The following is a 25,136-nucleotide window of genomic DNA, read 5'->3' on the forward strand; positions in this document are numbered from 1 at the left end:
TGCTGGCGACGTGGCGCCAGCAGGGACGCAATCCTTACGACGAACTCAGGCGAGTTGTCCGCGACAACGAGATGATCTCACGGGATCAAGCTGCTCCGATTGTTGAGTCTTCAGGGTAAACACGTACTCTCCTCGTAAACAGATAGGCCGACAGCGACACCGACGTGGCGACGACCGTCATTCCCGAGCGTACTCGACGTCGGCCTCCGGTTCCCGGACGACCTGTCTCCCACAGAGCGGTTCCGTGACGGAACCGGATCGACGTGGAGCTCCAGGGCCACGCGGACGCCTTCGTCGACGTGAGCGACATCGGGGCCCTTCGGCTCCCGATGGCGCGCGCCGCCCTCCAGGACGGGATTCGGCTGGTCGGAGACGACCGAGATGTCGACGCCTATAGACGGTCGGCGAGGCGGTCGTCGCGATTACTGTTCGGCGTCGAATAGCGATGTGAGCTCTCTGATTCCGTACAGCGACGCGTCGGGTCGCTCGTCAACGGCGGTCCGCAACTCGTCGGTGAAGCCGGCTCGGGAAAAAACCGCGTACCGTACATCCCGGTCGCGTCCCTGCCATCGGACCTCTGGTTCGAGCGCTGTGAGATCGTCGAACACTGCCCGCCCCACGGGATCTGTAGTCCACTTGCATTCGCCGAGCAACAGCGTATCGGTCTCTTGATCGATCCCGACGACGTCGATCTCCTCGCCGCCGTACCACCACCGGCCGACCCGCGAGCAGGAGACGGGAAACGCCGATGTCCGAACCGCCTGCTGGCACACGGTTTCGAAGGTCCGACTCGTGTGCGTCGGCAGCGTCTCAGCGATCGCCGACCGGACCGGTGCCGTGTGCCCCTGTTCGAGTGTCCCCCGATTGGGTGCCACGTACCGAAACCAGAACCGAAGGAACTCGTCGGTCAACCGATACAGCCCCCGACCGTCCGGATCCGTCACCGGATGCTCGCGCTCGAGGATCGCTAGCTGCGTGAGGTTCTGGAGGTACCGGGAGAGACTGCTTGCGTCGCGGCCGATCTCGTTGGCGATCTCGGTGACACGCGTCGCGCCACCGGCGATGGCCTCGAGGATCGCCATGTACGTCGCGGGTTCACGAAGCTCCTGGCGTAACAGAAACTCCGGCTCCTCGTACAGGAACTCGCCCTTCGAGAGAACGGCCTGCTCGACGTTCTCGAGGAGGCTCCGCTCCGGGTCGAACTGTTCGAGATACGCGGGGACACCACCGAGGACGCTGTACACTTGGATCTGCGTCTCAAGCTCCGCATCCGGGAAGAACCCGCGAACATCCGCGAACGAGAGCGGGGCGAGCTCCCACTGTCCGGTCCGGCGCCCGTACAGCGGGCTCTCGTAGCTCAACACGCCCTCCTTCATCATCGAAATCGACGAGCCCAACAACACGAGCGACACGTCCGTCCCCGCGAGCACGTCGTCGACGATGGTCTGAAACACTGACGGGATAGTGTCGTCTTCGGCGACGAGATACGAGAACTCGTCTAACGCCACGACACACGGCTCGTCGACGCGGGCCGTGAGGTACCGAAACGCGTCGACGAACCCGTCGACATCCGGCGTGACGTCGTCGAACGCCTCGGCGCACTGCGCCGCGAACCGGCGGGCGTTGTGCGCCGCGCCCCGCTCGTCACAGAGGTAGTAAACCGACGCGTCGTCGAGCGTCTCAAGCGCCGTCGTCACCAGCGTCGTCTTCCCGACCCGCCGTCGGCCGTACACGACAAGGAGCTGTCGCTCCGTGCGCGTGAGATGCGACGTGAGCCATTCGAGTTCTGCCTCCCGGTTTATCATTATGCGGGCGATAATATTATCGTGTTCATAATAACTGTTCGGGAGTCAGCGATGCCGGTTGTGCTCTCAGTTTCGCCGAGGACACTCCGAAGTCAGCGACCTACCATCCACCTCGAGCGCGCGTTCGTACGGTGTGTCCAAGATCCTAAATCGGCTTCACGGAGCCTGTTGAGGGTCACGTCTGCGGCCGTGTTCACGGTCATAACTCTTCTAGTGATCTGGGCGGGCATTTTTATTCAGCGTTCACCGAGATCCTGCCATGGGCCTGTACGACGACGTGCTGGTCGCAGGTGGCGTCAGGCTGCCGAAGTTTCCAACCGACGCCAGCCCGTCGGACATCGAGTGGCAGACGAAAGATGTCGGGCGGCCAGCCATGCAAGCGTACAAGCTGACCGCAGACGGACGGCTCTTGCGACGGGAGCGAGAGTTTCGTGAGAAGACGCCGGAAGAAAAACAGAGGGCGGCCGCCGATCACGGCTTCGACTCGTGGGAAGAGTACGTCTCGTTTTGTGAGCACACATCCCCAGATGAGCGCATCCAGCGTGGAATCGGTCTCGGCGCACCGGACCCCCAACCCCTCAACGAGGAACTCTGGCTCGATCACAACATGCACGGCAGCTTCGAGTTTCACGGGCGTCGCGACGACGTCGAAGACGGATTCTACTGGTCGTACGAAGCACGGTTCACGCGTGGAGAGCTCGATGCGATCGTCTTTCTCGGCGAGCGCGGTGGTGGTCTCCCCGATGAGTACAAACCCGGCGCACCTGTGCGCGTCGAATTTTAATCGGGGACCAGATGGACATGGATTGAGCGGGTGGCAATCGTCCGAACGAATCCCATCTCAGAGGAACGGGTCCATTCCGACTCGAGACGTGTGGGCCAGCCGATCGGAATGAGACCCGCGGCCGGCAGGCTCACAGACGATCAAAGTGGAAGCCCCCCGGCTTCAGCCGTGGGAGGAATCCGACACTACTCGTCACAATACACCGGGCGCGTCACGGGGAGGTCGGCTCGGAGGATGACGACCGGAAGTCGTCACTGTGATCGTAGCAGTATGCGAGCGCTCGGTGAACGCCACCCAATGTGAGATCGGGGTACAGCTGCGTGATCTCGTCGGGGCTGTACCCGCTGTGTTCGGACGCTGACGCGACATCTTTCACCGGGGATTCCGGTTGCTCCGACGGTCGGCGCCCCGTCGCTGTCCCGAACGAATCCAATACCGTAGAATAGCTCTGTTGAAATCCTCTTCTTCAGATGGATTTTTTCTGAAACAACTAGTCGCTCAAGAGTGTATACCTTGCTTCTCAACGGTCAAATTCGTTAGTCCCAACGAGATACGAGCCGTATAATAGGAGAGCAACAGGCACTAAAAACCCAAATATGGTCGACGATCCTGCGTAGAAGTTAGCAACCGCCAAGCCCAGTATCGATACTTGAAGACCGATGATACTCATGTTGGCGCTCATACTAATCGTGTTTTGTTTATTACAAGTAATCTCTTGGCATTATAGCCGACCTCGTACTATATCGAGATTGGGACATCTGTTCGGCTGATGAGTTACCTGTACTGAGCGATTCGTGAGGACCCTGTACTGAACGTGACTGGAAAATATCATTTTCTGAGGATTTCAACAGAGTCCGTAGAATCGACTCGTACCGAGTTGAAACGCAGGGTTCAACGGATCGGGATGGTTTCCACGATTGGGCCCTCACACGACGAGCGCGATCCCACCACCACCAACGATCGCGAGCGTCCCGAGGGCGAAACACACCGTCGCGAACGGCACCCGCTCGACGACCCGCATCAGCGCATCGATCGTCAGGTAGCCGACGACGCCGCTCACGCCAAGCGCGACCGCCGCAGGTAGTGGCGCGATTCCGGGGAGCCCGCCGGCGCCCACGACGGTGATCGCTGCCGCGCCGACACTCGCTGGAATTGACAACAGAAAGGAGAGCCGGAACGCGTTCGGTGGGTCGTAACTGCGGAACAACAGCGCGCTCGCGGTCACGCCCGAGCGAGAGATCCCGGGGAGGATGGCGAACCCTTGGACGCTGCCGACGAGCACCGAATCGACGAGGGAGGGTTTTTCACGGCCGCCCATGCGCACCGAGTCTGAGGCCCGCTGGAGCAGGCCGGTAATCACGAGGAGGACCCCGATGACGGCGATAAAGACGCCGCCCGTGAGGTCACTCACAAGATCAACGGCGAGCACGTACAGCGGGATCCCGACGAGCCCGGTGAACAGCGACGCGACGACGACGTAGGTGGCGAGCGCGTGGTCGGCGTCATACGCGGTCGCGGGGCGCCAGCCGGGCACCGACCGGAGGGCGGTCGCGATCTCCTCGCAGTAGTAGGTCGCGGCCGACAGTGTGGTGCCGAGCTGGAGGAACAAGGCGAGCTGGACGGCGACCGCGGGGTCCGTGCCGACGAGCGTGAGTACGAGCGAGAGGTTCCCCTGACTCGAGACGGGGAGCCACTCGACGACGCCCTGAACGATCCCGGCGAGTATCGCAACGAGCAGCTCCGTGGTGGTCACTATCAAAGTCGGAAGCGGGTCGGCAGGTAAAAGGCGACGATTGCGGGCTAGCGCTCGGCGGGCGCCCGCCTGTCAGCCTCCCGTTCCCGCTCGGGCGAGTCGGAATCGGGCTCGTCAGTTTCGGCCGACGCGGTCGGGCGTGTTCTGTCGTTCGGTGCCGTGTTTGACTCCGCCTCGTCCGGCGGCGCCGGGGGTTCAAGCGCGGCAACGAGGAGTTCGACCGGGCGCGTCTCGCGGAGTTCCGCCCAGTTCCGGCGCTCTCGGGTCGCAATCGCGCCGGCGAGGGCGAGCCCGGCCGCGAGGCCGAGGCGTGTCACGCCGAGGGTTCCGGTCGCGACGCTCACGAGGACGAGCAGGAGCCCGACCCCGAGAACGGCAAGGCCACCTACAACCGCCGGCGCTGCCAGCGTGGACGCTGTGACGGCGCGAATTGTCGCTGCCGTTCGGGAGTCCTCTAAGGGGGGGAGGAGCCGGTCGAGGACCGCATCGAGCAGGCGGATGACCGGGCCGACCGTCCACGTCTTTCGGAGGTCGATAACGATCACGTCCGGGTCCGGCTCGGCGGTGAGCCAGCGGTACAGAGAGGAGCCCCGCACGGCCGCGGCCGTCCGGCGCCACAGCGCTCCGAGACGCGAGCGGTGGGCTGCCCGCCGCACCACGCTTTCGGTCGGCGTGCCCGTCTCGGTCTCGTCACTCATCCGAATCGACCTTCGGGCGGACGCTCATGTGTGTTGTGACTGGGGCGAGCCGGTGGTGTACTCACCGCTCCACAGCGACGACGGTCGCCTCCACGGTGGCCGTGCCGAGATCGAGCGTGACGGTCGACCCCTGACGGATCTGGTCGCCCTTGAACGCGAGCCCGCTGGGTGTCTCTCGCAGCTGGAGCTCCGCCGTGATCGTCACGTCGCGATTGACCGGGTGGTCGACGACGTTGACGCTACCGTCGTCGCCGGTCGCGATGATGAGCGACGGCTCCGTTTCGACGTCCGTCACGCGTGCTACGGTGGTGTCCCCGGTGCGCTCGACCATGCCCGGCTCGATCACGTTAGCGAAGTCCTCACGGATCTCCTCCATTCGGAGCGTGACTGTGCGCGTCGTGGTCGCGTCGATGTCGATGTCGCCGCCGACCTGTTCGATCTGGGCAGCAAGCGTGTAGTCGCTTGCGGGAAGCATTACCGTCTGGCCGCGCCTGAGCGTCGTGTCGCCGAAGCGGAGGTGGTCCTGCTGGTGGTGGGCGGTGAGCGTCGCCTCGACGAGAAGCTGTCGTTGGGTCGATCGGTTGGTCGCGTAGGTGGTCACGTTCTCGATGCGAGCTACGGTGCGGTCGCTCAGGCGAATCTCGTCGCCGGGGGTCACCGCCTGCGCGGTGCCCGCGTCGATCTGACTCGAGAGCAGCACGCGCTGTTGTTCGGTGGCTAAGGCGTCGCTGTCGCCCACGTCGCGAATCTGGCCGTTGATCTGGTAGCGGTCAGTGCTGACATCAAGCGTGCGCCCGAGTCGCGGTGGGGCGCCCGCGTAGACGAGGCTGTCTTGATCGTTGCGTTCACCTTCGAGTGCGACACGAAGGAGGACGCGCGTCCGATCGTCTTGTGGCGTGAGGTGAACGTCTGTGATGCGGAGATTCGATGAATCCTCGGGGCTGTAGGTGTCACCCTCGCTGATTGCGTCGACGACGTACGGCGAAACCGTGCCGACGTCGAGCGTTGCGTAGGTGATGTCCGTTTCCGGTTCCGGGGCCGGATCGTCGGTGAGGACGAACGCGGCGCCCGCCACGACGACGGCGGCGATCAGCAGCACGACGAGCGCGTCGATGACGTTGACGCGGCCAAAGAGGTTCCCGTCGTCGTCGATCAGCTCCATGGAGGTCCCTCCGAGCGCGGCATTACCAACGACGACCAGCGGGCGCCTAAAAAGCGTATTCGTTCGACGCGCGTTCGACTGCGCGGATCCGTAGGCTTTTGGCCGCGCTGGTGGAGAGACCCGGTACAATGGGTCGGCTCCGGCTCCCGCTCGTCCCGCGGTGGCTCCGCCTCGGTGGCGTCGTCGCCGTCGCGGCGACGATCCTCTACTACTCGGTGGTCACGCCGCCGGGCAGCGGCACGATTCGAAGCGGGCCGTTCGGCGTCCTCGCGTACAGCACGTGGCTCCACGGGCTGGCGTACGCGGGACTCGCGGTCGCACTCGCGTACGCGTTTCAAGACCAGCCGTGGCGCGACCGGACCGTGCTGGCGGTCGTCTTTCTGGTCGCCGTCGGCTACGGGGGTGGAATCGAACTGCTCCAGTCGACGCTGGACGCGCGGACCGCGGACTTCGGCGACCTGCTGGTGAACGCGGTCGGGGCGGCCGTCGCGGCCGTGTGCTGGCGGGCGCTGACGCGATGGGTGCGGTTCTATCGGGCGCAGCGGCTTGGAGAGATCGAGCGGCCGGTCGGCTGAGGTAGCACATCGGTTCTTTCGTTCGGGACCGGACGCTCACGTCGGGCGCCCCACGCGATTGCGGACCCAAACTACTCCCGGATCCCCCTCGTTCCCCTCGAACATGTCACTTGGTCCTCGTTCCGGAACCCCTCTCCGTCTCGTCATCGGCTGTTGCTGTCTGGTCGCATGCGTCTTCGCCGTCGCGCTCGGCGCGCCCGCCTACGAGACGACGGTCGCCGAGCGGGCGCCGACCGAACAGGCGATGGCGGCGTCGCTTGACGCGTACTCCCCATCGGATATCGATCCGATCGCGTTTGACGCGCTGTCTCCGAGCGAACGGACCGCCGTTGCCGGCGCGGTGCGGTCGCCTCGAGGTGTCTACACGGACCGTGGCCGGTCGGACGACGGCGGGCAGTTTGCGTATCGAAACGACATCATCAACCAGTACTTCGTCGACTATCGGGGATCGATCTACCTTGTTCGGGTCGTCGTGAACATCGGGTATTTGTGGGTGGCTGGAGGCGCTCTCGGTGGCGGAGTCGGACTGCTCTTGACCGCGAGCGGGCTGCGGGCTCGGTGAGTCGGGTGAGATACCTTCGCTCGACTCGGGAATCTCTTTGGGAGCCACACCTCGATTCGTCTGTCCGGTGCGGACTGGGCGTCTATGCGAGCCTCACCGTCAGGCTCTGCGGCTCGGCGATTCCTCTCGTGACTCTGTTCTCACCGCGACGCCCGTCACTCCCGCGCCTGGGGGTTTCTGGCCGTCGAGTCGTGGTGCTGTGAGTAATAAGACATATGTCGGTGCGTGCTAGTCGTTTGTCCATGCAAGCCGTCGTGCTCGCCGCCGGCGAGGGAACCCGCCTCCGCCCGCTAACCGAAGAGAAACCCAAAGGAATGGTCGAGGTCGCGGGTAAACCCATTCTGACCCACTGTTTTGAGCAGCTGGTCGAACTGGGCGCCGACGAGCTGTACGTCGTCGTCGGCTACAAGAAGGAGGCGATCATCGAACACTACGACGACGAGTTCGAGGGCGTCCCGATCACGTACGCCCACCAGCGCGAACAGAACGGACTCGCGCACGCGTTGTTGACGGTCGAAGAGCAGATCGACGACGACTTCATGCTGATGCTCGGGGACAACGTGTTCCGCGCGAACCTCGAAGACGTCGTGAACCGGCAGGCGGAGACGCGCGCGGACGCCGCGTTCCTCGTCGAGGAGGTCCCCTACGAGGAGGCGAGCCGATACGGGGTGTGTGACACCAACCAGTACGGCGAGATCGTCGAGGTTGTCGAAAAGCCCGAGGATCCGCCGTCGAACCTGGTGATGACCGGCTTCTACACGTTTACGCCCGAAATCTTCCACGCGTGTCACCTCGTTCAGCCGTCGAATCGCGGCGAGTACGAGATCTCCGACGCGGTCGACCTGCTTCTAGCGTCCGGCCGCACCATCGACGCGATCCGCATGGACGGCTGGCGGACCGACATCGGCTATCCCGAGGACCGGGACCGCGCCGAGGAGCGACTGTTAGAGGAACGCGGCGAGATCGCCAGCGAGGGCGATGAGGAGAGCGAGGCGGTCGAAGCGGCGACGTCCGAGGAATCGTAAGGCGGGCATTTTAGTTCTCTGGAACTGCTGGCCTTCCTTAGACTACAATACGTTGCTCGATCGCCTCAACACCGGTCACGTATCTCTCTATCGGGTGTGACAAGAAAACCGAAAAATAGTCGATCTTTCTCCCGACGTTCGGGAATTCTCGCGCTAGCGCAGGGAGATTATCATCACCACATGCGGCGCAACATGTATCACCCATGGACCGATACTGTGGGGCATGGCAACCGACGCTGCTCCCGAAGAAACGACAGTCAGTGACCGCGGAATGGTCACGATCCCTGCGTCCCTCCGGCGTCGTCTCGACATCGAAGCCGGTGACAAATTCCGGTGGGACGTCGATGACGATGGCACCCTCTCGATCGAAATCGTCAAGCAGCGATACGGCGCCTTCGACGACTTCGAGCCGGTGTCGATGGGTGGCGATGGATCTGAAACGCACGACCTCGGCGGCCACGAGGATGACCCTGTCTTCAGCGAGCGCAGCTGATGGCGGTTACAATCGTCGATACCGGTGTTCTCATCGGATTGGCAGATGTTGATGACGACCACCACGACACGGCGATGGAGATCGTCCGCGGGATGGACCATGGCGACCTCCCAACTGGGCAGGTGACGAACTACATCGTGCTTGAGACTCTCAACTGGATACACAGTCGAAAACGCCACGAGAAGGCCATCGAGACGTACGAGCGGCTGAATCAATCAGCCGGCTTCGAGGTACTCCATGCGGCTCAGAAGGACTTCTCAAGTGCTCTCGATCTGTTCGAAACGTACGATGGGCTCTCGTTCGGAGACGCAACTATCGCTGCGTACATACAGCGAAAAGACATCGAATATCTGTACTCCTTCGACGATGACTTTGACGCGCTTGACGGTATTACCCGACTCGAAACGCCTGACAACCCGTTCAAGTGAAAGCTGTTGGTACGAACGTCACAGGTTATGTGCCACTGATGAGCTCGGATCTATCGTCTTCTGTCGGAGCGCTCACTGACCGTGAAGCGCTTTGACGCGATCGCCCACCCAGTCGAGTACGCCAGTGCAGCGTGGACCTCCCCGAGCGTTCGGTCGAGTTGATCGGCCACGTTGGCGGGGGCGTGCTCGCCGGCAGTGAGGTCGCACACGTCGAGGATGCCGATCCGCGTGCCCGCGATCCGTGGCTCCCCGCCGAGTACGTCTTCAGTGGACACGATCTCGACCATATAGACGAGTTCGTCGGTGGCGGTGATCCCGCTCAACCGGTTGCCCGTCCTTTTAACGACGGATCAGGACACATTTCACGCAGGGAAGCAACCCTCCCCACATGCGTATTCTCGTCACCGGTGGTGCCGGCTTCATCGGCGGCCACCTCGCGGCAGCGTTCCTCCGCGACGGGCACGACGTCACCGTCCTCGACAACCTCGAACCGTTCTACGATGTTCGGCTCAAAGAGCACACCCTCGACGTCCACCGCGAGGTCGCGAGCGAGCGCGCGGGCTCGTACACGTTCCGCGACGGGGACGTGCGCGACCCGGAGACGGTCCGAGAGGTCGTCGCCGACGCAGACATCGTCGTCCACCAGGCGGCCCAGGCGGGCGTGCGGACGAGCGTCGCAGAGCCGCGGAAGGTGACCGACATCAACGTGGGCGGGACGGTGACGCTGTTGGACGCCGCGAAAGACGCCGACGTCGACCGCGTGATCCTCGCGAGCTCGTCGTCGGTGTACGGGAAGCCGGAGTCGCTGCCGTACGAAGAAGATCATCCCACGGAGCCCGTGAGCCCGTACGGGGTGACGAAGCTCGCCCAAGAGCACATGGCGCGGGTGTACACGGAGCTTCATGGCCTGCCGACCGTCGCGTTGCGGTACTTCACGGTGTACGGGCCACGGATGCGGCCGAACATGGCGATCTCGAATTTCGTCTCCCGGTGTTTCAACGGGGAGCCCCCCGTTATCTATGGGGACGGCCAGCAGACGCGGGACTTCACGTACGTCGACGACGTGGTGGACGCGAACCGGACGCTGTTGACGGATGGCTCTGTTGATGGGGACGTGGTGAACATCGGGAGTTCAGATAATATTTCGATTCAGGAATTGGCCGAGGTCGTCCGGGATCAGATCGTGCCCGAATTGGCAATCGAGTACGAATCTGCCCGGGAGGCCGACGCCGAGCACACGCACGCGTCCGTCGAGAAGGCGAACGAGACGATCGGGTACGAGCCATCGCGGACGATCACCGAGGGCGTCGGCGAGTTCATCGAGTGGTACGAAGCAAATCGAGAGTGGTACGAACCGTTGGTGCGGTCGTCGTAAGCGGCGGGACGCGTCTGTCGGACAGTTTTCGACCTATGAATCCGGCTACTCTGACGTCGTGGCTCGCTGCTGCGCGTCCGCGTTCAGTCGGTGCCCGTCGACTCCCACAGTTCGCCCACCCTGTCGTCGACCCACGGAAGCACGACCTCCGCGACGACGCGCGTGAGATCCGGTGCGTACGACTGATTGACCGCGGCGGCCGTACTGGCGTCCGGAAGCGGATGGAAATGATCTCGGGTATTGTGCGGCTGATTGTGTCGGTCCCATCGGCACTGTCGTCGCTCTCCCGATCGAGACTCGAGATATGAGACGTGGAAGTCACCGTTCGTGTACGCGCGGAGCTCGATCGAGACATCGTCGATGTCCTCCGGGTAGTAGTCGGTGTCGAGCGTCACGACGAGACTCTCCAGCTTGTTCGAGGGAAATACCGATGTGTGACGAACTTCCGGGCGGCGACCGAACGCGCGGCCGAGATAGCGGAGCGTCTCCTCGTCGACGGACCGCGACGGATCGGGACTGGTCACACCGCGTTCTCCTCGACGGACGAGTCAGAGTCGCGGTCCCGCCGCACGGCCTCTAGTCGCTCAATTTGCTCTCTGACCGTGTGCCACTCGCTCAACGCGAGCCAGACGTCGTCGAGGTCGTCGTACTCGGCGTGATCAAAGGCGTCCACCGCCGTCGGTGCGTCCGCGTCGAATCGTTCCCGAAACGCCGTCTCGCGCGCGGTGAGGTCGGTGAGGCGGTCGCGGAGATCGGCTTGTGACTGCTTCTCGAGACGATTCCGGCGTCGCCACTCGAAGTACGACCCGTTTCGGGCGTACGTGAGCGGGGACTCGGAGACGACTTCGACGACGCCGATGTCGGCGAGCCGCTTGAGGTGTCGCCGGGCCGTATCCGGGGCACACGAGGCACGCTCCGCGATGTCCGACACGCCGGCGGGGTCGTACAGCTGGAGGCTGACCCGGTACACTCGTTCGTCTGCGGGCTCGGATTCGAGATCCGTTTCGAACCCCGCCGCGAGGTCGAACCCCTCGGGCGGCCGGTCTGCGGGCATGCCAGTGGATAGGCAATATGAGCAAATAAATCTACTGTTGCTGATTCATTTAGTCAAAGCGCGATTCAGGGTGATTGTGATAGAGTTACGAGCGCATACCCCCCGTCTTTAGGCCTGTCTCTTACCCACAAATCGAGTCGCTGTCGAGATCGATGTACTCAACTAAAAATCCCGATATCTACCGATCTAACACCCTTTTGGAACAATTTTGCCGATCTCGTTCACCTGTATTCAGCACCCCCACCACCAGCATCACCGCCCGAATCGTTCCCCACCCCGATCGTTCGATTACAAACCTGGTTTGAAATGCTGTGTTGAATAGCGGCCTTTGAGCCGGGGTGAAATGCTTCCGGTCTTGAGATCACTAATATCAACCGCTCACAGAGCGGTCCAGGTTTCGGTGAATGACGACAGCACCGCTATTCAACACAGCAGTTTGAAAGCGTCTGAAACGGTCGTTTGGGACTTGGTGAACTTATGCGTAAGAGACAGGACTTCAGGCGTGGGAGGAGGTCAATCCACAGATGAGCAAGGCGAGTGTATCGGGGTTTGATCTCGGGGTACTTCACACGAAATGGAGACAGACGAATCGGACTCGTTTCGTGGTGAACGGGCGCGGACCTCGTGCGACGACAACGACGTCACGAGACGCCGGTGGCCGAGTCGCGGGGGGCCTTTCCTGTGTCCCCTCCCGGTACGCATTCGCTCCCTCTGTCTGTGCCCGCGATCGGACCACCTCAGAACGTCTCCCAGTCGACGACGCGGAGGTCGTCGATCCGGTCGAAGTGCTCGACGTTCGCGGTCAACACCGGGAGATCCCGCGTTCGGGCGGTCGCGGCGATATACACGTCGTGAAGATCATCGAGCGGCCGACCGGCTCGTCGCAGGGTCGCGACGATCGTCGCGGCCGTCGTCGCGACCGGTCGCGATATCGGGAGCACGTCGAACCGCGAGAGGAGGCGATCGAGGTCGTCGATCGCCTGTCGATGTCGGTCCGTCCCCCGTTCGTACTGGAGGTCCACGCCGAGCCGAAGTTTGGTCACCGTCACGATGCTGATCGCGTGTCGGCCCGCTTCGTCAAGCGCAGCTACCTTTTCCTCGACCCCGCCGCGGTCGATATCGACGAGGACGGACGTGTCACAGATCTTCATCGGTGACTCGATCCATCGTTCCCTCGCTCAACCGCTCGATCTCGTCGGCGACCTTATCAGGCGTTTCGGCGTCGAAGATGCCCTGACCGGTGACGTCCGCGATCTCGCCGCCGCCGTCGAGTTTTTCGGCGATCACCTCGCTGAAACTCCGGTCTCCCTTCTCGCGTTTCAGTCGACGGTACACATCGTCGCTGACGGAGATGTTCTTGCTCATACGTTACGTATGGGTACCTATACATAAACTGTTAGCGGCGCGGAAGATGTCGCCGAACGGCTCTCCGTGAGGACGCTCACCTGAGAGACGATCGGGGACGAGCCCTCGCGGACGATCACGGTGAGCGTCGGCGAGTTTATCGAGTGGTATCGGGCGAACCAGCAGTAGGACGAGCCGTCGGTGCGAGAGTCGTAAGCGGCGGGACGCATCCGCCAGACAGCCTCATGTATCCTCCTAGAATAGTTTTCTCAGGAAATTATTTGTTCTTCTATCGCATAGAGTAGCGTATGACCGAGACATGGGACGACATCAACGAGCACGTCAAACGGGAGTGGAAAGACGACACCACACCGTTCGAGCGGGTGTACGAAATCGTTGAACAGACGCATGAGGGGGCGTCAGCAGCCGAAATCTCCGATCGAGCCTTAGTGAGCGAACCGACAGCACGTCGACACTGTAAGACGCTCGTGAACACGGGGTTCGCAGAGACGGATCGAGACGGGCGAACGACGCTGTACCGGCGCAACAGCGATCGAGTCTTGATGTCCCGGATCCGCGAACTCCGGGCCGAAGCGGATCGGACGGAGTTACTCGAGGGCATCAAGGAAATGAAATCCGAGATCCGTCGCTACGAGGACCGCTACGACGTGGTGTCACCCGAGGAACTCGCCCAGAAACTCGACGCCGACGAGACAGATGGGTGGGACGACCTCACCGCATGGAGAACCACCCAGCAGAACCTCGCGGTCACACAGGCAGCACTCGCCTACGATGAAGCCAGCCATCAACTCGCGGTATGAGCAACGGTGACCGCGCCGGTGAGTTCGGACCGATCTACTTGCCTGCCCTCCAGCGCATCCGTGACGTGTGGCTCGAACTCGAACCGATGGTCGAAGTCGTGTCGTACGACGACGTCGTCGCACCCACGGAGCTTCAGATCAGTCTTTCCGACGGGCTCGGAGCGGCCGACACAGCCCGGATCGACGTCCAATGGAGTGAATTGGGAATGTATTCGTTCCATTACGTCGACGCCGCAGACGTCAACTGGCGATTCGACCGGCACCCGAACACGCACTCGCCGACGGCCCACTTCCACCCCCCGCCCGACGCAACCACCGCGGCGGCCGAGCCATCCCGTATCGACGTAACCGACGTCTCGCTCGTGGCGCGTGCCGTCCATGCGATGTGGCGAGTCGCGTACGAGAGCGCCGACGCCGACCGACTGAACACGGTGTCAAACCCGCCCTGATCCGTGGATCGTTCGGTTCACGAGATTGACATCCCCCTCGCCCTGAAGGGCTGAGTTTTAGCCTTGAGACTTCCACAACGGAGCGCTCAGTCCGGCCGTGGCATCTCCTCGAGTTCGGTGATCTCGCCGGACTTCTCGACGCGAGCGTACTGTCTGCGCCACGCATCGACCGGAAAGAGATCGTTGCGGTCGAACAGCGCCCGCGCCTCGTCGGTGAGCCGATAGAACTTGTACGGGTAGCCCCGCACACGGTTCCCCGGCTCGACTACCGCCTCTTCGAGCACGCCGACATCTTGTAACACACTGAGGTGCCGTCGGATGGCGTCCTCCCCGAGATCTGGGTTCATGTAGTCGAGTTCGCGTACGCTCGGTGCGCCCTCCGGATGGCCGACGACGTCTGCGATCAGGTTCGCTCGGTTCCGGTCCGTCGCCTTCCGGAGCGCCAGCCACGTGTCGAAGCCGTCTGCTTTCTCGCCGGATGTCGTCGCGTCCTCCCCGGCGGCTGATGGTGCCTCTCTGACCGCGTGTTCGGTGTCATTTTCCACGGGATCGGGGGTCATGCGCGCCGATACGAACCAGGAACGGATGAACACTTGGTCGCTGACAGAGGGCTCCACAGGAGCCGGTTCGACGACCTGCGGCGAGCGGACCGTCGGTATCTCGTGGTGGGGAGCGGGTCGGGCGAGCAGGGACAGCGTCGGCGGCGGGTGTGTGCGCGACTGGACGACCGGCGAGATGCTGTCGGGTTCAGACTCGAGGGGTTCGGGTTCGATGCCGACGACCTCGATCTATGGGCCCCGGCGTTCGAAGTGTTGGCGGCACAGGCGACGTGGATCGTCGGCGTGATCGAAGACTTCGATGGGGGGCACGTCTGGGAGCTCGGCTACCTGTATCGGCAACAGACGGCCGTTCGAGATGTACTCTGGCTGCTGAAGCGCGTGTACGACGACCCGGCCGACGAGCGGGCCAACTACGACAACGGGATGGCCGCGTCCCACTTGGCGGCGCTCGAGGCGGCGGTGGATGAGCGTGTGCTCGAGTGGGCGACCGTTGCGGAACTCGACCGCGTCACGGACCGAGTCCCGTAATCGCTCCTTCAGGTGTCTGCGTCGAGACGCTGGTTGGGGCGGTTCCGCAGAATCTCTGCCAGTATCGGACGAACTCCCCCGGGCGAAAGCCAACGGGCACATTTCGGACGCGAAGGTCGGTGTGATCGGAATCAGCAACGACTACACGTTTCGGCGGACGCTCTCGCCGAAAGTCAAGGACACGCTGATGGAGACCGAGATCTCCTTCAGCCCGTCCGACGCCGGGGAACTGCGAACGATATTAGAGCATCGCGCGGACCGCGCCTTCGTCGACGAGGCGTGTGCCACGTCGGCGATCGCGAAGGCGGCGGCGCTGGCCGCTCAGGACATGGGGAACGCGCGGCAAGCGCTCGATCTGCTTCGCGTCGGCGCGGAGTTGGCCGAGCAGAACGGTGAGACGCCGGTCACCGACGAACATATCGACACCGCACGGGACGGCGTCCAGCGGGAGCGGTTGGAGAACAAGATCCGGGATCAGACCGAACATGCGCAGTACATTCTGGAGTCGATCGCGAACCTCCAGACCAACGGTGAGGTTCCGGCGCGGTCGAAAGAGATCCAGCGAACGTACGAGCAGGTAGTGGATTCGCACGCCGCCTCGCCGCTGTCGACGCTGAAGAGTATTCAGGACCACCTCTCAGACCTTCACATGTTGGGGTTCCTTCGACGCCACGAGCAGAACAAGGGACTGAGTGGGGGACAGTACTACGAGTACGAACTGGACCTCGATCCGGAGATCGTGTTAGCGACCCGGGCAGAGATCGCCGAGCACACTGCGTGAAAGCACACGAAATGCACTCTCTCACTCTAGTCGTGTAGTGTGTGCGAGCGTCGTGGAGATCCGGACGGCGACCAATATCAACCTCAGCAGGATAGTGACGCTGCTGACGGCCGCAACGGGAGCCGATATTCGGTGCCGTTGAGCGCGACTTCTGGGTTTCAATCGAACCCGCACTTGCCGTATCGGCCACCACCCTTACCCGCTACACAGCCGCAGCCTATGTATTCAGAAGATCGTCGGCTGTTCGCGTGTATCCTTGTCTGGGTGTCCGAAACGGTTTGTTCTCGGGATACACACAGCACGTGTTCTGACTAGCTATCGAGATACGGATCACAGACGAGTTCGACGCCCTCCTTGAAGTCGATCTTGGGCTCCCAGCCGGTCGCTTCGTGGAATTTTGAGTAGTCGGCCATCGTATCGTGAACGTAGCCGTCGAACGGGCACTCGATGTACTCCGGATCGATGTCCGTGCCGAGCGCGTCGTTGATCATCGCGACCATCTCGTTGAACGAGTACGCCTCTTCGGTGCCGACGTTGTAGACGTCCGTCAGTTCGTGGTCGGCTGCGAGTTCGCACGCGCGGACGACATCCGAGACGTGGGTGAAGTCACGGGTCTGGGTGCCGTCGCCGAACAGTTCGGGGACCTCGCCGTTCGCGATGGCGTCGGCGAACTGCGCGACCGTGTTGGCGTATTGGCCTTTGTGTTCCTCGTTGCCGCAGAACCCCTGATACACGGAGAAGAAGCGCAGTCCGGCCACCGTCATCTCGTGGTGGTTGGCGTAGTACTCGGCGTAGCGTTCACGGGCAAGCTTCGAGGCCTCGTAGGCGGTGTGCGCCTCCACGTCCATCCTCTCGGGGGAAGGCTCGGTGCGGCTGCCGTAGATCGACGAGGTGGAGGCGTAGACGACGGTGTCACAGCCCGCGTTCCGGGCGCGCTCGACGGTGTTGACGAACCCCTCGACGTTGACGCGGCAGCCGCGCTGGGGATCGTTTTCGTGCATGTTCCGCGAAGAGAGCGCGGCGAGGTGGAAGACGACATCGACGTCGACGGGGAAGTCGCCATTGACGACGGAGGCCTCGACGAACTTGACCGCGTCGTCGAGGTTCTCGGGCGTTCCGAGATAGGTGTCGTCGACGGCGATCACGGAGTTGTCGGGCGCCAGGCGGTTCGCAAGGTTCGAGCCGATGAATCCTGCACCGCCAGTGACGAGGATACGCTTGTCCTGCATGGGCGACAGTGTTGTCGGGTACGGAATTACCCCTTCGTTTTGTCTGTCTGTGTTTTGCTCAGCAACTCACCGTACTCCCGGTTCGCTGCTCGTCCACTACGCCCTCATTAGCATCGTCATTTCGAACATTTCATGATAGACCATCCGTGAAGTGATACACAACAGATGAATGTAGATGCGCGACTCGCTGACCGCCCCGTCTTCGTGACGGGAGCAGACGGGTTCGTTGGCTCACACCTCACCGATCGACTGATCGACGCCGGGGCAAACGTTCACATCTTTGTTCGGGCCACATCGAGCGGCGAACTCAACAACATTCGTCACCAGAAAGAGAATCTGACAGTTCACCGCGGGGATCTTCGTGACCCGCACTCCGTAAAGCATGCGCTTTCCACGTTCCGAGGTCACAGCGATATTCTCATTTTCCATCTCGCAGCGCAGGCACACGTGGGTGAATCGTGGGATCGACCCTACGAGACGATTGACACGAACATCAAGGGGACGCTCAATCTCCTCCAAGCCATCGTCGACCTCGATCTGGATATTTCGAAGTTCGATACGGCCGGGACGAGCGAGGAGTACGGAAACGTAAAAGACGAGATGGCCGCGAAACACGAGTTCGACGACGATGATCGCGTGCTCCTCTCTGAGCGGTCTCCCGTTAACCCCACCAGCATTTACGCGACGTCGAAGTTGGCGGCGGACTTCTTGACGATGAACTACTTCGACGCGTACGACGTGCCGACCGTCACGACCCGGATGTTCAACAACTACGGGCCGCGACAGAACCCTCGGTACATTACGGGGACGATCATCACTCAGGCCTTAGAGCGGGACATCGTCGAGCTCGGGAACCTCCAGCCGAAGCGAGACCTGTGCTACGTCGAGGACGGGGTTCGCGGGCATCTCCACGTCGCCCTCGAAGGGAACCCGGGCGAGCAGTACGTGTACGGGTACGGTGAGAACATCTCCATGCGTGACTGGACGAACCTGATCCTTGACGTCGGTGCGGAAGAGGGATACTGGGAGCGTCCCGATATCGTCCAAGCGGATGATCGATTCCGTCCGGGTGACAGCGACGTCGAGGAACTCCTCGTCGGGTACGAGAAGCTTCACGAGGAGACGGGCTGGGAGCCCGAAGTGGAGTGGCGTGAAGGGGTTCATCGCACGATCGACTGGTACGCGAACAACAAGGAGTCGTGGTACGGACGGGTCGACTGGCGATGACAGATTGGCATCGATCGACGGCGGACTACTGGGAGGGGAAGTCGGTGATGGTGACTGGAGGTGCCGGGTTCCTCGGAAGTCACCTCGTCGAAGAACTCGAACGACGTGGAGACGATGTCGATATCTTCGCCCCCCGGAGTGAGGAGCATGACCTTCGAGAGAAGGAGGCCATCCAGCAGGCGCTTCGGGACTCTGATCCGGACGTTGTGCTTCATCTGGCGGCGACGGTCGGCGGGATCGGTGCGAATCGGGAGAATCCCGGCCGGTACTTCTACGAGAATGCGGTGATGGGCATCGAGCTGATGGAGCAGGCGCGGCAGTTCGGTGTCGAGAAGTTCACGATTCTCGGGACAATCTGCTCGTACCCAAAGCACACACCGGTTCCGTTCAGTGAGGAAGACCTCTATGACGGCTATCCCGAAGAAACGAATGCGCCGTACGGGATCGCGAAGAAGGCACTGCTCACACAGTCACGTGCGTACCGGAAGCAGTACGGCTTCAACAGTATCTACCTGATGCCGGTCAACCTCTACGGGCCACGTGATGACTTCGATCTGGAGACTTCACACGTGATTCCTGCGATCATTCGGAAGTGCGTTGAGGCACGTGAACGTGGTGACGAGTCTATCACCGCTTGGGGGACTGGAGAGCCGACACGTGAGTTCCTCTACGTGAAGGACGCTGCTGATGGGATTTTGACTGCCACCGAAAGGTACGATGAGTCCGATCCGATTAATCTTGGTAGTGGACGCGAAATCTCGATCCGAGATCTGATCGAGATGATTGTCGATCAGACCGAATTCGATGGGGAAATCGAGTGGGACACCTCGAAGCCAGACGGACAGCCACGCCGGAAGCTCGACACGTCACGGGCTTGTGAGCGTCTCGGGTGGGAAGCGACGACGGAGTTCGAAGAGGGGCTCGAAAAGACGACCGAGTGGTATGAAGCGCATCGTACGGAGATCGTGGATGACTGAACGCGTGGAGTGGATTCCGGATGAAGTCTGGAGCGACATCGTTGAACACGTTCCGATTCCTTCGGTCGATCTTCTTGTCGTGGCTGACGACGGTCTGTTGCTGGCGAAGCGGCAAAACGAACCGGCCAAGGGTGAATGGTTCGTCCCCGGTGGACGGATCCAGAAGGGAGAATCCTTAGAGGCTGCAGTCCATCGCGTCGCGAGAGAAGAGTTGGGTGTTGATATCGTGATCGAGGAGGAATTAGGAGCCTACGATCACCACTACGAGACGGCAGATGTGCCCGATGTCGGCGGAAAACACTACGTTGCGCATGGGTACGTGGTTCGCCCAGATTCCGATATAATCAGCCTGGACGAACAGCATTCAGACGCACGGTATTTCGACCTCGACACGCTGCCGTCTGTCCATCCGTACGTAGAGGCGTATTTAGATGGAGCTACATTCAGATACAACCAGTTATAACAGATCCAATCGATCATAAGAGACGCGAAATACTCTCATACAGACAGATTCAAACAGCGCGTGCTTTCGAACATGTCCTGCCGTACGATGAGACCGACGATATTATTCGGGTCGCGGCCACAAATCAGGATAACTGAGTCATATGTCATCGTCAGATCCTGAACCGGTATCCAGACGTGAGAAAATCGACGCCCTCCGTGATGTCGCGAAGTATAATCCGAAGTACACGACGATGGTCGTCGTGCTCGGCATCGCCGCTGCGGTGTTAGAAGGGGTCGGTCTAGGCTTTATTCTTCCTATCGTCGAACTCGTCCAACTCCAGAACCCCGCAGCGGAGGCGGAAGGGCTGTTAGCGGTGTTCGTTACAGCCTATCAGGGACTCGGGGTCCCCTTCACGCTGGGATACGTCGTACTCGGCGTGTCGGGCGTGATGGTCGCGCGGTACACGACCAGCTTCATGGTTGCTTGGTTTCGGGAGGCGTTACGAACCTACTACATCCGGGACCTCCAGACGCGAGCGTTCCGGAACGCACTGAATGCCCGGGTGGAGTACTTCGACCAGGAGGGGTCCGACGATATTCTGAACGCCATCGTCACCCAGACGAATTACGCGGGGCGGATGATCGATCAGGGCATCAAATTCACTGAGCAGTCATTCCTCGCCGGTGTGTATTTCCTCGTCGCGCTGGTGATCGCTCCGACGTTGACGGTCGTGACCGGCGTCGTCCTCGGTGGACTCTCGGTGTTCTTCCGTCGCGTCCTCGATTCGGGATACGAGGTCGGGGAGAAAGTTGCTGAGGCGAACGAGCTCCGCCAAGAGGCGGCACAGGCTGGGACACAGGGCATCCGTGATGTGCGGATCTTCGGGCTTGCTGAGGAGTTGTTTGAGGACTTCACGGAGGCGATTGAGCAGTTCACCGAGTCCCGAATCACTCTCCGCCGGAACGAGGCCGCGATCAACAACTTCTACAACCTCGTCGTCGCTGTCTCAGTGTTCGTACTGATCTACCTCGCGTTGACGTTCGCGAACCTCTCCGTCGGCGAACTGGGTGTGTTCCTCTTCGCGATGTTCCGGCTCGGGCCGAAGGCGAGCCAGGTGAACACGCTGTACTACAAAGTTGAGAACAACCTCCCGCACCTCGTTCGGACCATCCAATTCACCGACGAGCTCGCGACGTACGAGGAGCCTACGGGATCGACTCGTGACGTTCCGGAAGAGGTTCGAGAGGTTGAGTTCGACGACGTCCACTTCTCCTATGACGACGAGGAGCAAGTGCTCCGCGGGATCGACTTCACCGTAGAGAAGGGCGAGTTCGTCGGGTTCGTCGGCCAGTCGGGCGCGGGGAAGTCGACGATCGTCTCGTTGCTCGCGCGGCTGTATCCGGTGGATAAGGGAGAGATCAAGGCCAACGGGATCCCGATCGACGAGATGGACATTGCGGATTGGCGCGACCGGCTCTCGATGGTCAGACAGGACCCGTTCATCTTCAACGACACGCTCCGGTACAACCTGACACTCGGGAACCGCGATGTCTCGGAACGGGAGCTCGATCGGGTGTGTGCGATCGCGAAGGTCGACGAGTTCATTGACGAGTTGCCGAACGGATACGACTCGATGCTGGGTGACGACGGGGTTCGACTCTCCGGCGGCCAACAACAGCGCGTCGCACTCGCGCGCGCGCTGTTCGAGGACGCCGACGTGTTGATCCTTGACGAGGCGACCAGCGACCTCGACTCGAACTTGGAGAAACAGGTTCAGCGCGCGATCGAGGAAATGGAGCGGGACTACGCGATCGTGACGATCGCACATCGGCTGTCGACGGTGAAGAACGCCGACCGGATCTATACGATTGAGGAAGGGAAGATCACGGAAGCTGGGAAACATGTTGAACTTGTCGAAGAGAACGGAAAGTACGCGGAGTTGTATGGTATTCAGTCTACAGGCTAACTATATACTAAACAAGTAGTTTATTTAACACTGAATATAACAAAACTATCCGAAAAGTGAGTTTTCAAATAGCAGGATGACAAAAATATGAATATGGAGAAAGGTGTTCTTTATGTGGTAACTGGGGAACAATATCTAAATGAAGCAGAGAGATCTGCCGAAAGTTTGAAGAATACTACAAATATACACTGTACACTAATAACCGATCAATGTCATGAAACAAACATTTTCGATAGTGTTAATATAGTTAGTAATGATCCAGATTCGCCTGATAAGCTTTACAAAATTGAAAATATGACAAAAACCCCCTATGAGAAGACCATATTTTTAGATAGTGACACATATATATGTAGAAATATATCACCACTATTTGACATTATTAAATATTTTGATCTAGCCGTATCCCACGCACCAATTAGATCAACACATAGAATTCCTGAGTTGCCAAACTGTTTTCCAGAATATAATACAGGAGTGATATGCTATCAAAAAAATAAACAAACACAAGAACTTTTTAATAAATGGAAAAATAATTATTTAAAGTCAGATTATGAACAAGATCAGCCCTCCTTTCGAAAATCGTTAATCCATAATAATAAGTTGCGTTTCCATACGCTTCCACCGGAATACAATTGTCGATCTATTTTTCCAGGCTATTTAAATGAATCAGTAAGAATAATTCACGGTCGACACTCATCAATGCGTCGAGTCGCAAAAACACTGAACGAAAAAACGATACCAAGAGTACATTATCCTACTAATATTCGGTTAAAGATCATAACATCCGAGAGAGGCCGCTTTCTAGGATTGCCTTTTAGAGTGTACAATTCGATTAAAAACAGAGGTGCTTCAGAAACAATTCGGGTCGCAAAAAATAAGATAATAAACATCCTACCAAACAATAACTGAATTAGATCTGAGGTGTAGTAAAACGAGTGGTAATCGAAGAATAGAGTGAACGCTCAGTACCTCACAAAGCATCCTCGGCTAGCTGTTTCTGCGGCCTGAGTTCTGTATCGAAGCGGTTGTACTGACGATCTCGACGAGAGAATCACGAACGGATCGATGGAGAACTGTCGCTGTCGGCGGCGGTCAGCCGCCGACACGACAGCGTCGCCACTCCCGCCACAGGCTTTCCCGGTCGGTGGTTAGCGGTGGAATCGGTCGTCAGGTGGCCGATTCGCGGGGACGGCCCGACGCACCGCGAGGGCCGTCCACGCAGCCCGCCGAACCATATTGACGAACTCCTTGTACGGCCACCACCAGAGGCGACGCCCGCCTCAGCGGGGCGTCGCCACATACTCGTAGTGAAGGTACCGCCAGACGTTCTGTAAGAGGAGACTCACCACGACGTACAGCAACCTCACCGTCGCGTTTCGTGTCGTTGTCGTCGCTATCGCTTGCTCAAACAATCGATAGCTCGATTCGATACCGAACCGCTTGCTGTAGTGGTATCGAGCGTCACGTGGTGAGTCGATGAACGGCGCGTCAGCGGCGTAGCCGTGACGCGCCACCCCATTCTCGTCGTACTTCCCGTTTAGGTACGTACAGTCGATGTAGACGGGAAAATCGACGGTTCAGCTGTGACCGTCGAGTTTCCCCGTCAGATCGTGCTGAATGACGCGACTCCATCCTTCCGAGAGCTCTTGCTGAATCGTCTCACCCCACCGGATGATCGGGATCACGTACGTGTAATCATGCGCTTGAAGCAGCGTGAGGCACTTGCTGTCGTAGAATCCACGATCAAGGTAGACGACCTTGACCTCGGTGTCAAGGCCGTCAAGGACACCGAGGAACTCAGCGAGGACGCTGCTGGCGGTATCGCCGTCTTCGAGACGGCGTACCGCCAGCGTGTAGCGTTTGTTCTTCACACGCGCGTAGAGTGTCGCATAGGCATGGAACGAGGTGGTTCCGCGCTTTGCGACTGAGTGGAAGAGTCCGTTTGTATCGTCTTCGTCACCGTAGTAGGGTCGCAGGTGGAGGTCTGCGCAGACCTCCACCTGTTCGGGGAGCAGTTCATCGAGGTTCTTCCACAGGAGCGTGTTAGCGACTCGTTCGAGCCGGTCCGGCTCGAACTTCGTCCGGAGATGGTAGAGGATCGTGTTCGCAGCGGGTGTGTTCTGGCTCGAAGCACAGAGCGTAGAGACAGAGGTCCCGTCGGCGCAAGCGCCGACGAGGACCTCATAGATGTCCTCAGCAGTGATTTCAGCGTTATTAGCTAAGGAGAGCGGAACTTCCTTGTCAAGCCGGTTGACGAGAAAGTTAAGAAGCTGGTCCTCGTGGATCTCACCGTCTGCTTGCTTGGTTTTAGACACACCTTCAGCAAGCAGACGTTCTAACTAAGCCGCTTTGTGAAGTACTGATTCTCGATTCCAAAGCTGAGTAACTATTTCTAGCTATGATAACATCGCAACTCCCGAAAAGCAAAGCTCTATATTATTGCTTTGTCAGTATGAGATGATGCCAGTTAGTCTAAAAAAGTATATTAGAGAAAGTTATGACAAGCTTCGATCAGAAGATGGATCTGTACTTAGACGCATTATCGGTGTTTTGTATTATTTTTACGTGGCTCTTTTTTTAACAGTAACCAAGCACCTCCCGTATGGGACTAACGTGTATGACCGGAATTGGGACGCACTAATAATACTGGATGCGTGCCGCGTTGACGCTATAAAACAAGTGGAGGATGAATACGAGTTCATCGAATCTGTCGGTACCATCCAATCAGTCGGAAGTACTTCTTTTGAGTGGATGCCCAAGACATTTAATGAGCAGTATCTTGATGAAGTCCAAAACACCGCCTATATTTCCGGGAATCCCTATACGGACTTAACTTTCCGGCAAAAAGAACATCCTCCGGCGCGTAAATATATCCCGTTTGGCCCGACTGATTACAATGCCGTAGATCCTCAGGATTTCACCTACTTAGAGGAATTGTGGAAACATGATGTTGGAAATAACTTTAATAGAGCGTGTCATAGAATCCATCTCATAGCTTCTCACAGCCCGGTAGGTTTCCGCGCTCGTAGTTGGTGATGGCAATAACGAGCCGTAGGCACAGCGCAACGAACACTTCTGTTCGTGCGTGGACGCGG

General features: G+C 59.8%; 29 protein-coding genes and 3 pseudogenes. 18 read left to right on the plus strand and 14 right to left on the minus strand.

Translation table 11 applies throughout. The annotated features are described in order from the left end of the window. The first annotated feature begins 263 nt into the window (after positions 1-263). Positions 264-443, plus strand: coding sequence for a hypothetical protein (locus tag EXE46_RS14025; protein WP_241981567.1), 180 nt, complete (start codon positions 264-266; stop codon positions 441-443). Here the strand turns inward: EXE46_RS14025 and EXE46_RS14030 are convergent. Next, positions 423-1,805, minus strand: a complete 1,383-nt coding sequence (locus EXE46_RS14030; protein ID WP_137689004.1) for an ATP-binding protein — start codon at positions 1,803-1,805, stop codon at positions 423-425. The genes EXE46_RS14025 and EXE46_RS14030 overlap by 21 nt on opposite strands. A gap of 259 nt (positions 1,806-2,064) precedes the next feature. Here EXE46_RS14030 and EXE46_RS14035 point away from each other — a divergent pair, with 259 nt between their 5' ends. Next, the gene (locus tag EXE46_RS14035; RefSeq protein WP_137689005.1) at positions 2,065-2,589 is read left to right on the plus strand and encodes a hypothetical protein; all 525 of its coding nucleotides are present in this window, start codon (positions 2,065-2,067) and stop codon (positions 2,587-2,589) included. Between the two features lie 211 nt (positions 2,590-2,800). On the opposite strand, the gene EXE46_RS14040 is transcribed toward EXE46_RS14035, so the two are convergent. The 4 genes from EXE46_RS14040 to EXE46_RS14055 form a co-directional block, all read right to left on the minus strand. Continuing rightward, positions 2,801-2,965: a DUF433 domain-containing protein gene (locus EXE46_RS14040; RefSeq protein ID WP_241981568.1), complete on the minus strand. Its 165-nt coding sequence runs from the start codon at positions 2,963-2,965 to the stop codon at positions 2,801-2,803. Between the two features lie 549 nt (positions 2,966-3,514). Beyond that, positions 3,515-4,342: an undecaprenyl-diphosphate phosphatase gene (locus EXE46_RS14045; protein WP_137689006.1), complete on the minus strand. Its 828-nt coding sequence runs from the start codon at positions 4,340-4,342 to the stop codon at positions 3,515-3,517. A gap of 47 nt (positions 4,343-4,389) precedes the next feature. Then, positions 4,390-5,040, minus strand: a complete 651-nt coding sequence (locus EXE46_RS14050) for a hypothetical protein (protein ID WP_137689007.1) — start codon at positions 5,038-5,040, stop codon at positions 4,390-4,392. Positions 5,041-5,101: 61 nt separating this feature from the next. Next, on the minus strand, positions 5,102-6,202 hold the full coding sequence (locus tag EXE46_RS14055; protein ID WP_137689008.1) for a DUF4330 family protein: 1,101 nt from the start codon (positions 6,200-6,202) through the stop codon (positions 5,102-5,104). Positions 6,203-6,330: 128 nt separating this feature from the next. On the opposite strand from EXE46_RS14055, the gene EXE46_RS14060 reads away from it, so the two are divergent. The 5 genes from EXE46_RS14060 to EXE46_RS14080 all read left to right on the plus strand — a co-directional run bounded on the left by EXE46_RS14060 (position 6,331) and on the right by EXE46_RS14080 (position 9,285). Further along, positions 6,331-6,777, plus strand: coding sequence for a VanZ family protein (locus tag EXE46_RS14060; RefSeq protein ID WP_137689009.1), 447 nt, complete (start codon positions 6,331-6,333; stop codon positions 6,775-6,777). 103 nt (positions 6,778-6,880) lie between these two features. Further along, on the plus strand, positions 6,881-7,339 hold the full coding sequence (locus EXE46_RS14065; RefSeq protein WP_137689010.1) for a hypothetical protein: 459 nt from the start codon (positions 6,881-6,883) through the stop codon (positions 7,337-7,339). 242 nt (positions 7,340-7,581) lie between these two features. Further along, positions 7,582-8,364 carry a UTP--glucose-1-phosphate uridylyltransferase AglF gene (aglF, locus tag EXE46_RS14070; RefSeq protein WP_137689011.1) on the plus strand — a complete coding sequence of 261 codons (783 nt, stop codon included), beginning with the start codon at positions 7,582-7,584 and terminating at the stop codon, positions 8,362-8,364. 223 nt (positions 8,365-8,587) lie between these two features. Continuing rightward, positions 8,588-8,857, plus strand: a complete 270-nt coding sequence (locus EXE46_RS14075) for an AbrB/MazE/SpoVT family DNA-binding domain-containing protein (protein ID WP_137689012.1) — start codon at positions 8,588-8,590, stop codon at positions 8,855-8,857. Beyond that, the gene (locus tag EXE46_RS14080) at positions 8,857-9,285 is read left to right on the plus strand and encodes a type II toxin-antitoxin system VapC family toxin (protein WP_137689013.1); all 429 of its coding nucleotides are present in this window, start codon (positions 8,857-8,859) and stop codon (positions 9,283-9,285) included. The genes EXE46_RS14075 and EXE46_RS14080 overlap by 1 nt, the downstream gene beginning before the upstream one ends. 50 nt (positions 9,286-9,335) lie before the next feature. Here EXE46_RS14080 and EXE46_RS14085 read toward each other — a convergent pair whose 3' ends face one another. After that, positions 9,336-9,608, minus strand: a complete 273-nt coding sequence (locus tag EXE46_RS14085; protein WP_199234179.1) for a DUF433 domain-containing protein — start codon at positions 9,606-9,608, stop codon at positions 9,336-9,338. A 65-nt stretch (positions 9,609-9,673) separates the two neighbouring features. Between EXE46_RS14085 and EXE46_RS14090 the strand changes: the two genes are divergently transcribed. Next, entirely contained in the window at positions 9,674-10,660 is a 987-nt protein-coding gene (locus EXE46_RS14090; RefSeq protein WP_137689014.1) for an NAD-dependent epimerase/dehydratase family protein, read from the plus strand. An 83-nt stretch (positions 10,661-10,743) separates the two neighbouring features. On the opposite strand, the gene EXE46_RS14095 is transcribed toward EXE46_RS14090, so the two are convergent. The 4 genes from EXE46_RS14095 to EXE46_RS14110 form a co-directional block, all read right to left on the minus strand. Next, positions 10,744-11,184, minus strand: a complete 441-nt coding sequence (locus EXE46_RS14095) for a hypothetical protein (protein ID WP_137689015.1) — start codon at positions 11,182-11,184, stop codon at positions 10,744-10,746. Beyond that, positions 11,181-11,714 carry a helix-turn-helix domain-containing protein gene (locus EXE46_RS14100; protein WP_137689016.1) on the minus strand — a complete coding sequence of 178 codons (534 nt, stop codon included), beginning with the start codon at positions 11,712-11,714 and terminating at the stop codon, positions 11,181-11,183. The genes EXE46_RS14095 and EXE46_RS14100 overlap by 4 nt, the downstream gene beginning before the upstream one ends. A gap of 737 nt (positions 11,715-12,451) precedes the next feature. Further along, entirely contained in the window at positions 12,452-12,865 is a 414-nt protein-coding gene (locus tag EXE46_RS14105; RefSeq protein WP_137689017.1) for a type II toxin-antitoxin system VapC family toxin, read from the minus strand. Beyond that, complete coding sequence (locus EXE46_RS14110) at positions 12,852-13,079, minus strand: antitoxin VapB family protein (RefSeq protein ID WP_137689018.1); 228 nt, start codon at positions 13,077-13,079, stop codon at positions 12,852-12,854. The genes EXE46_RS14105 and EXE46_RS14110 overlap by 14 nt, the downstream gene beginning before the upstream one ends. Before the next feature lie 287 nt (positions 13,080-13,366). On the opposite strand from EXE46_RS14110, the gene EXE46_RS14115 reads away from it, so the two are divergent. Together EXE46_RS14115 and EXE46_RS14120 are read left to right on the plus strand one after the other, a co-directional pair. Further along, on the plus strand, positions 13,367-13,879 hold the full coding sequence (locus EXE46_RS14115) for a winged helix-turn-helix domain-containing protein (RefSeq protein WP_137689019.1): 513 nt from the start codon (positions 13,367-13,369) through the stop codon (positions 13,877-13,879). Beyond that, positions 13,876-14,328, plus strand: coding sequence for a hypothetical protein (locus EXE46_RS14120; RefSeq protein ID WP_137689020.1), 453 nt, complete (start codon positions 13,876-13,878; stop codon positions 14,326-14,328). Before EXE46_RS14115 ends, EXE46_RS14120 begins: the two co-directional genes overlap by 4 nt. Positions 14,329-14,414: 86 nt before the next feature. Here EXE46_RS14120 and EXE46_RS14125 read toward each other — a convergent pair whose 3' ends face one another. Next, complete coding sequence (locus EXE46_RS14125) at positions 14,415-14,888, minus strand: ArsR family transcriptional regulator (protein WP_137689021.1); 474 nt, start codon at positions 14,886-14,888, stop codon at positions 14,415-14,417. Between the two features lie 102 nt (positions 14,889-14,990). Here EXE46_RS14125 and EXE46_RS14130 point away from each other — a divergent pair, with 102 nt between their 5' ends. Together EXE46_RS14130 and EXE46_RS14135 are read left to right on the plus strand one after the other, a co-directional pair. Next, the gene (locus EXE46_RS14130; protein ID WP_241981570.1) at positions 14,991-15,416 is read left to right on the plus strand and encodes a hypothetical protein; all 426 of its coding nucleotides are present in this window, start codon (positions 14,991-14,993) and stop codon (positions 15,414-15,416) included. A gap of 70 nt (positions 15,417-15,486) precedes the next feature. Next, positions 15,487-16,197: pseudogene (locus EXE46_RS14135) on the plus strand (cell division control protein Cdc6); the annotation flags it as partial. A 311-nt stretch (positions 16,198-16,508) separates the two neighbouring features. On the opposite strand, the gene EXE46_RS14140 reads toward EXE46_RS14135, so the two are convergent. After that, complete coding sequence (locus EXE46_RS14140; protein WP_137689022.1) at positions 16,509-17,426, minus strand: NAD-dependent epimerase/dehydratase family protein; 918 nt, start codon at positions 17,424-17,426, stop codon at positions 16,509-16,511. A 204-nt stretch (positions 17,427-17,630) separates the two neighbouring features. On the opposite strand from EXE46_RS14140, the gene EXE46_RS14145 reads away from it, so the two are divergent. From EXE46_RS14145 to EXE46_RS14165, 5 genes are all read left to right on the plus strand, one after another. Beyond that, positions 17,631-18,653, plus strand: a complete 1,023-nt coding sequence (locus EXE46_RS14145; RefSeq protein WP_241981571.1) for a GDP-mannose 4,6-dehydratase — start codon at positions 17,631-17,633, stop codon at positions 18,651-18,653. Further along, the gene (locus EXE46_RS14150; protein WP_137689024.1) at positions 18,650-19,630 is read left to right on the plus strand and encodes a GDP-L-fucose synthase; all 981 of its coding nucleotides are present in this window, start codon (positions 18,650-18,652) and stop codon (positions 19,628-19,630) included. The genes EXE46_RS14145 and EXE46_RS14150 overlap by 4 nt, the downstream gene beginning before the upstream one ends. After that, positions 19,623-20,093 (plus strand): GDP-mannose mannosyl hydrolase, encoded by a 471-nt coding sequence (locus EXE46_RS14155; RefSeq protein WP_137689025.1) that lies wholly within the window; start codon positions 19,623-19,625, stop codon positions 20,091-20,093. Before EXE46_RS14150 ends, EXE46_RS14155 begins: the two co-directional genes overlap by 8 nt. Positions 20,094-20,235: 142 nt before the next feature. Next, positions 20,236-22,041 (plus strand): ABC transporter ATP-binding protein, encoded by a 1,806-nt coding sequence (locus EXE46_RS14160; RefSeq protein ID WP_137689026.1) that lies wholly within the window; start codon positions 20,236-20,238, stop codon positions 22,039-22,041. An 87-nt stretch (positions 22,042-22,128) separates the two neighbouring features. Beyond that, the gene (locus EXE46_RS14165; RefSeq protein ID WP_137689027.1) at positions 22,129-22,950 is read left to right on the plus strand and encodes a putative nucleotide-diphospho-sugar transferase; all 822 of its coding nucleotides are present in this window, start codon (positions 22,129-22,131) and stop codon (positions 22,948-22,950) included. A gap of 239 nt (positions 22,951-23,189) precedes the next feature. Here EXE46_RS14165 and EXE46_RS14175 read toward each other — a convergent pair. Further along, positions 23,190-24,356, minus strand: a pseudogene (locus EXE46_RS14175) (ISH3 family transposase). A gap of 145 nt (positions 24,357-24,501) precedes the next feature. Here EXE46_RS14175 and EXE46_RS17225 point away from each other — a divergent pair. Continuing rightward, a complete protein-coding gene (locus EXE46_RS17225) occupies positions 24,502-25,077 on the plus strand; it encodes a hypothetical protein (RefSeq protein WP_199234182.1) in 576 nt (191 codons plus the stop codon). Here the strand turns inward: EXE46_RS17225 and EXE46_RS14180 are convergent. Then, positions 25,031-25,136, minus strand: a pseudogene (locus EXE46_RS14180) (IS5/IS1182 family transposase); the annotation flags it as partial. The gene EXE46_RS17225 and the pseudogene EXE46_RS14180 sit on opposite strands and share 47 nt — an antisense overlap.

It is taken from the genome of Halorubrum sp. GN11_10-6_MGM (genome assembly GCF_005435165.1).
GTDB lineage: Archaea > Halobacteriota > Halobacteria > Halobacteriales > Haloferacaceae > Halorubrum.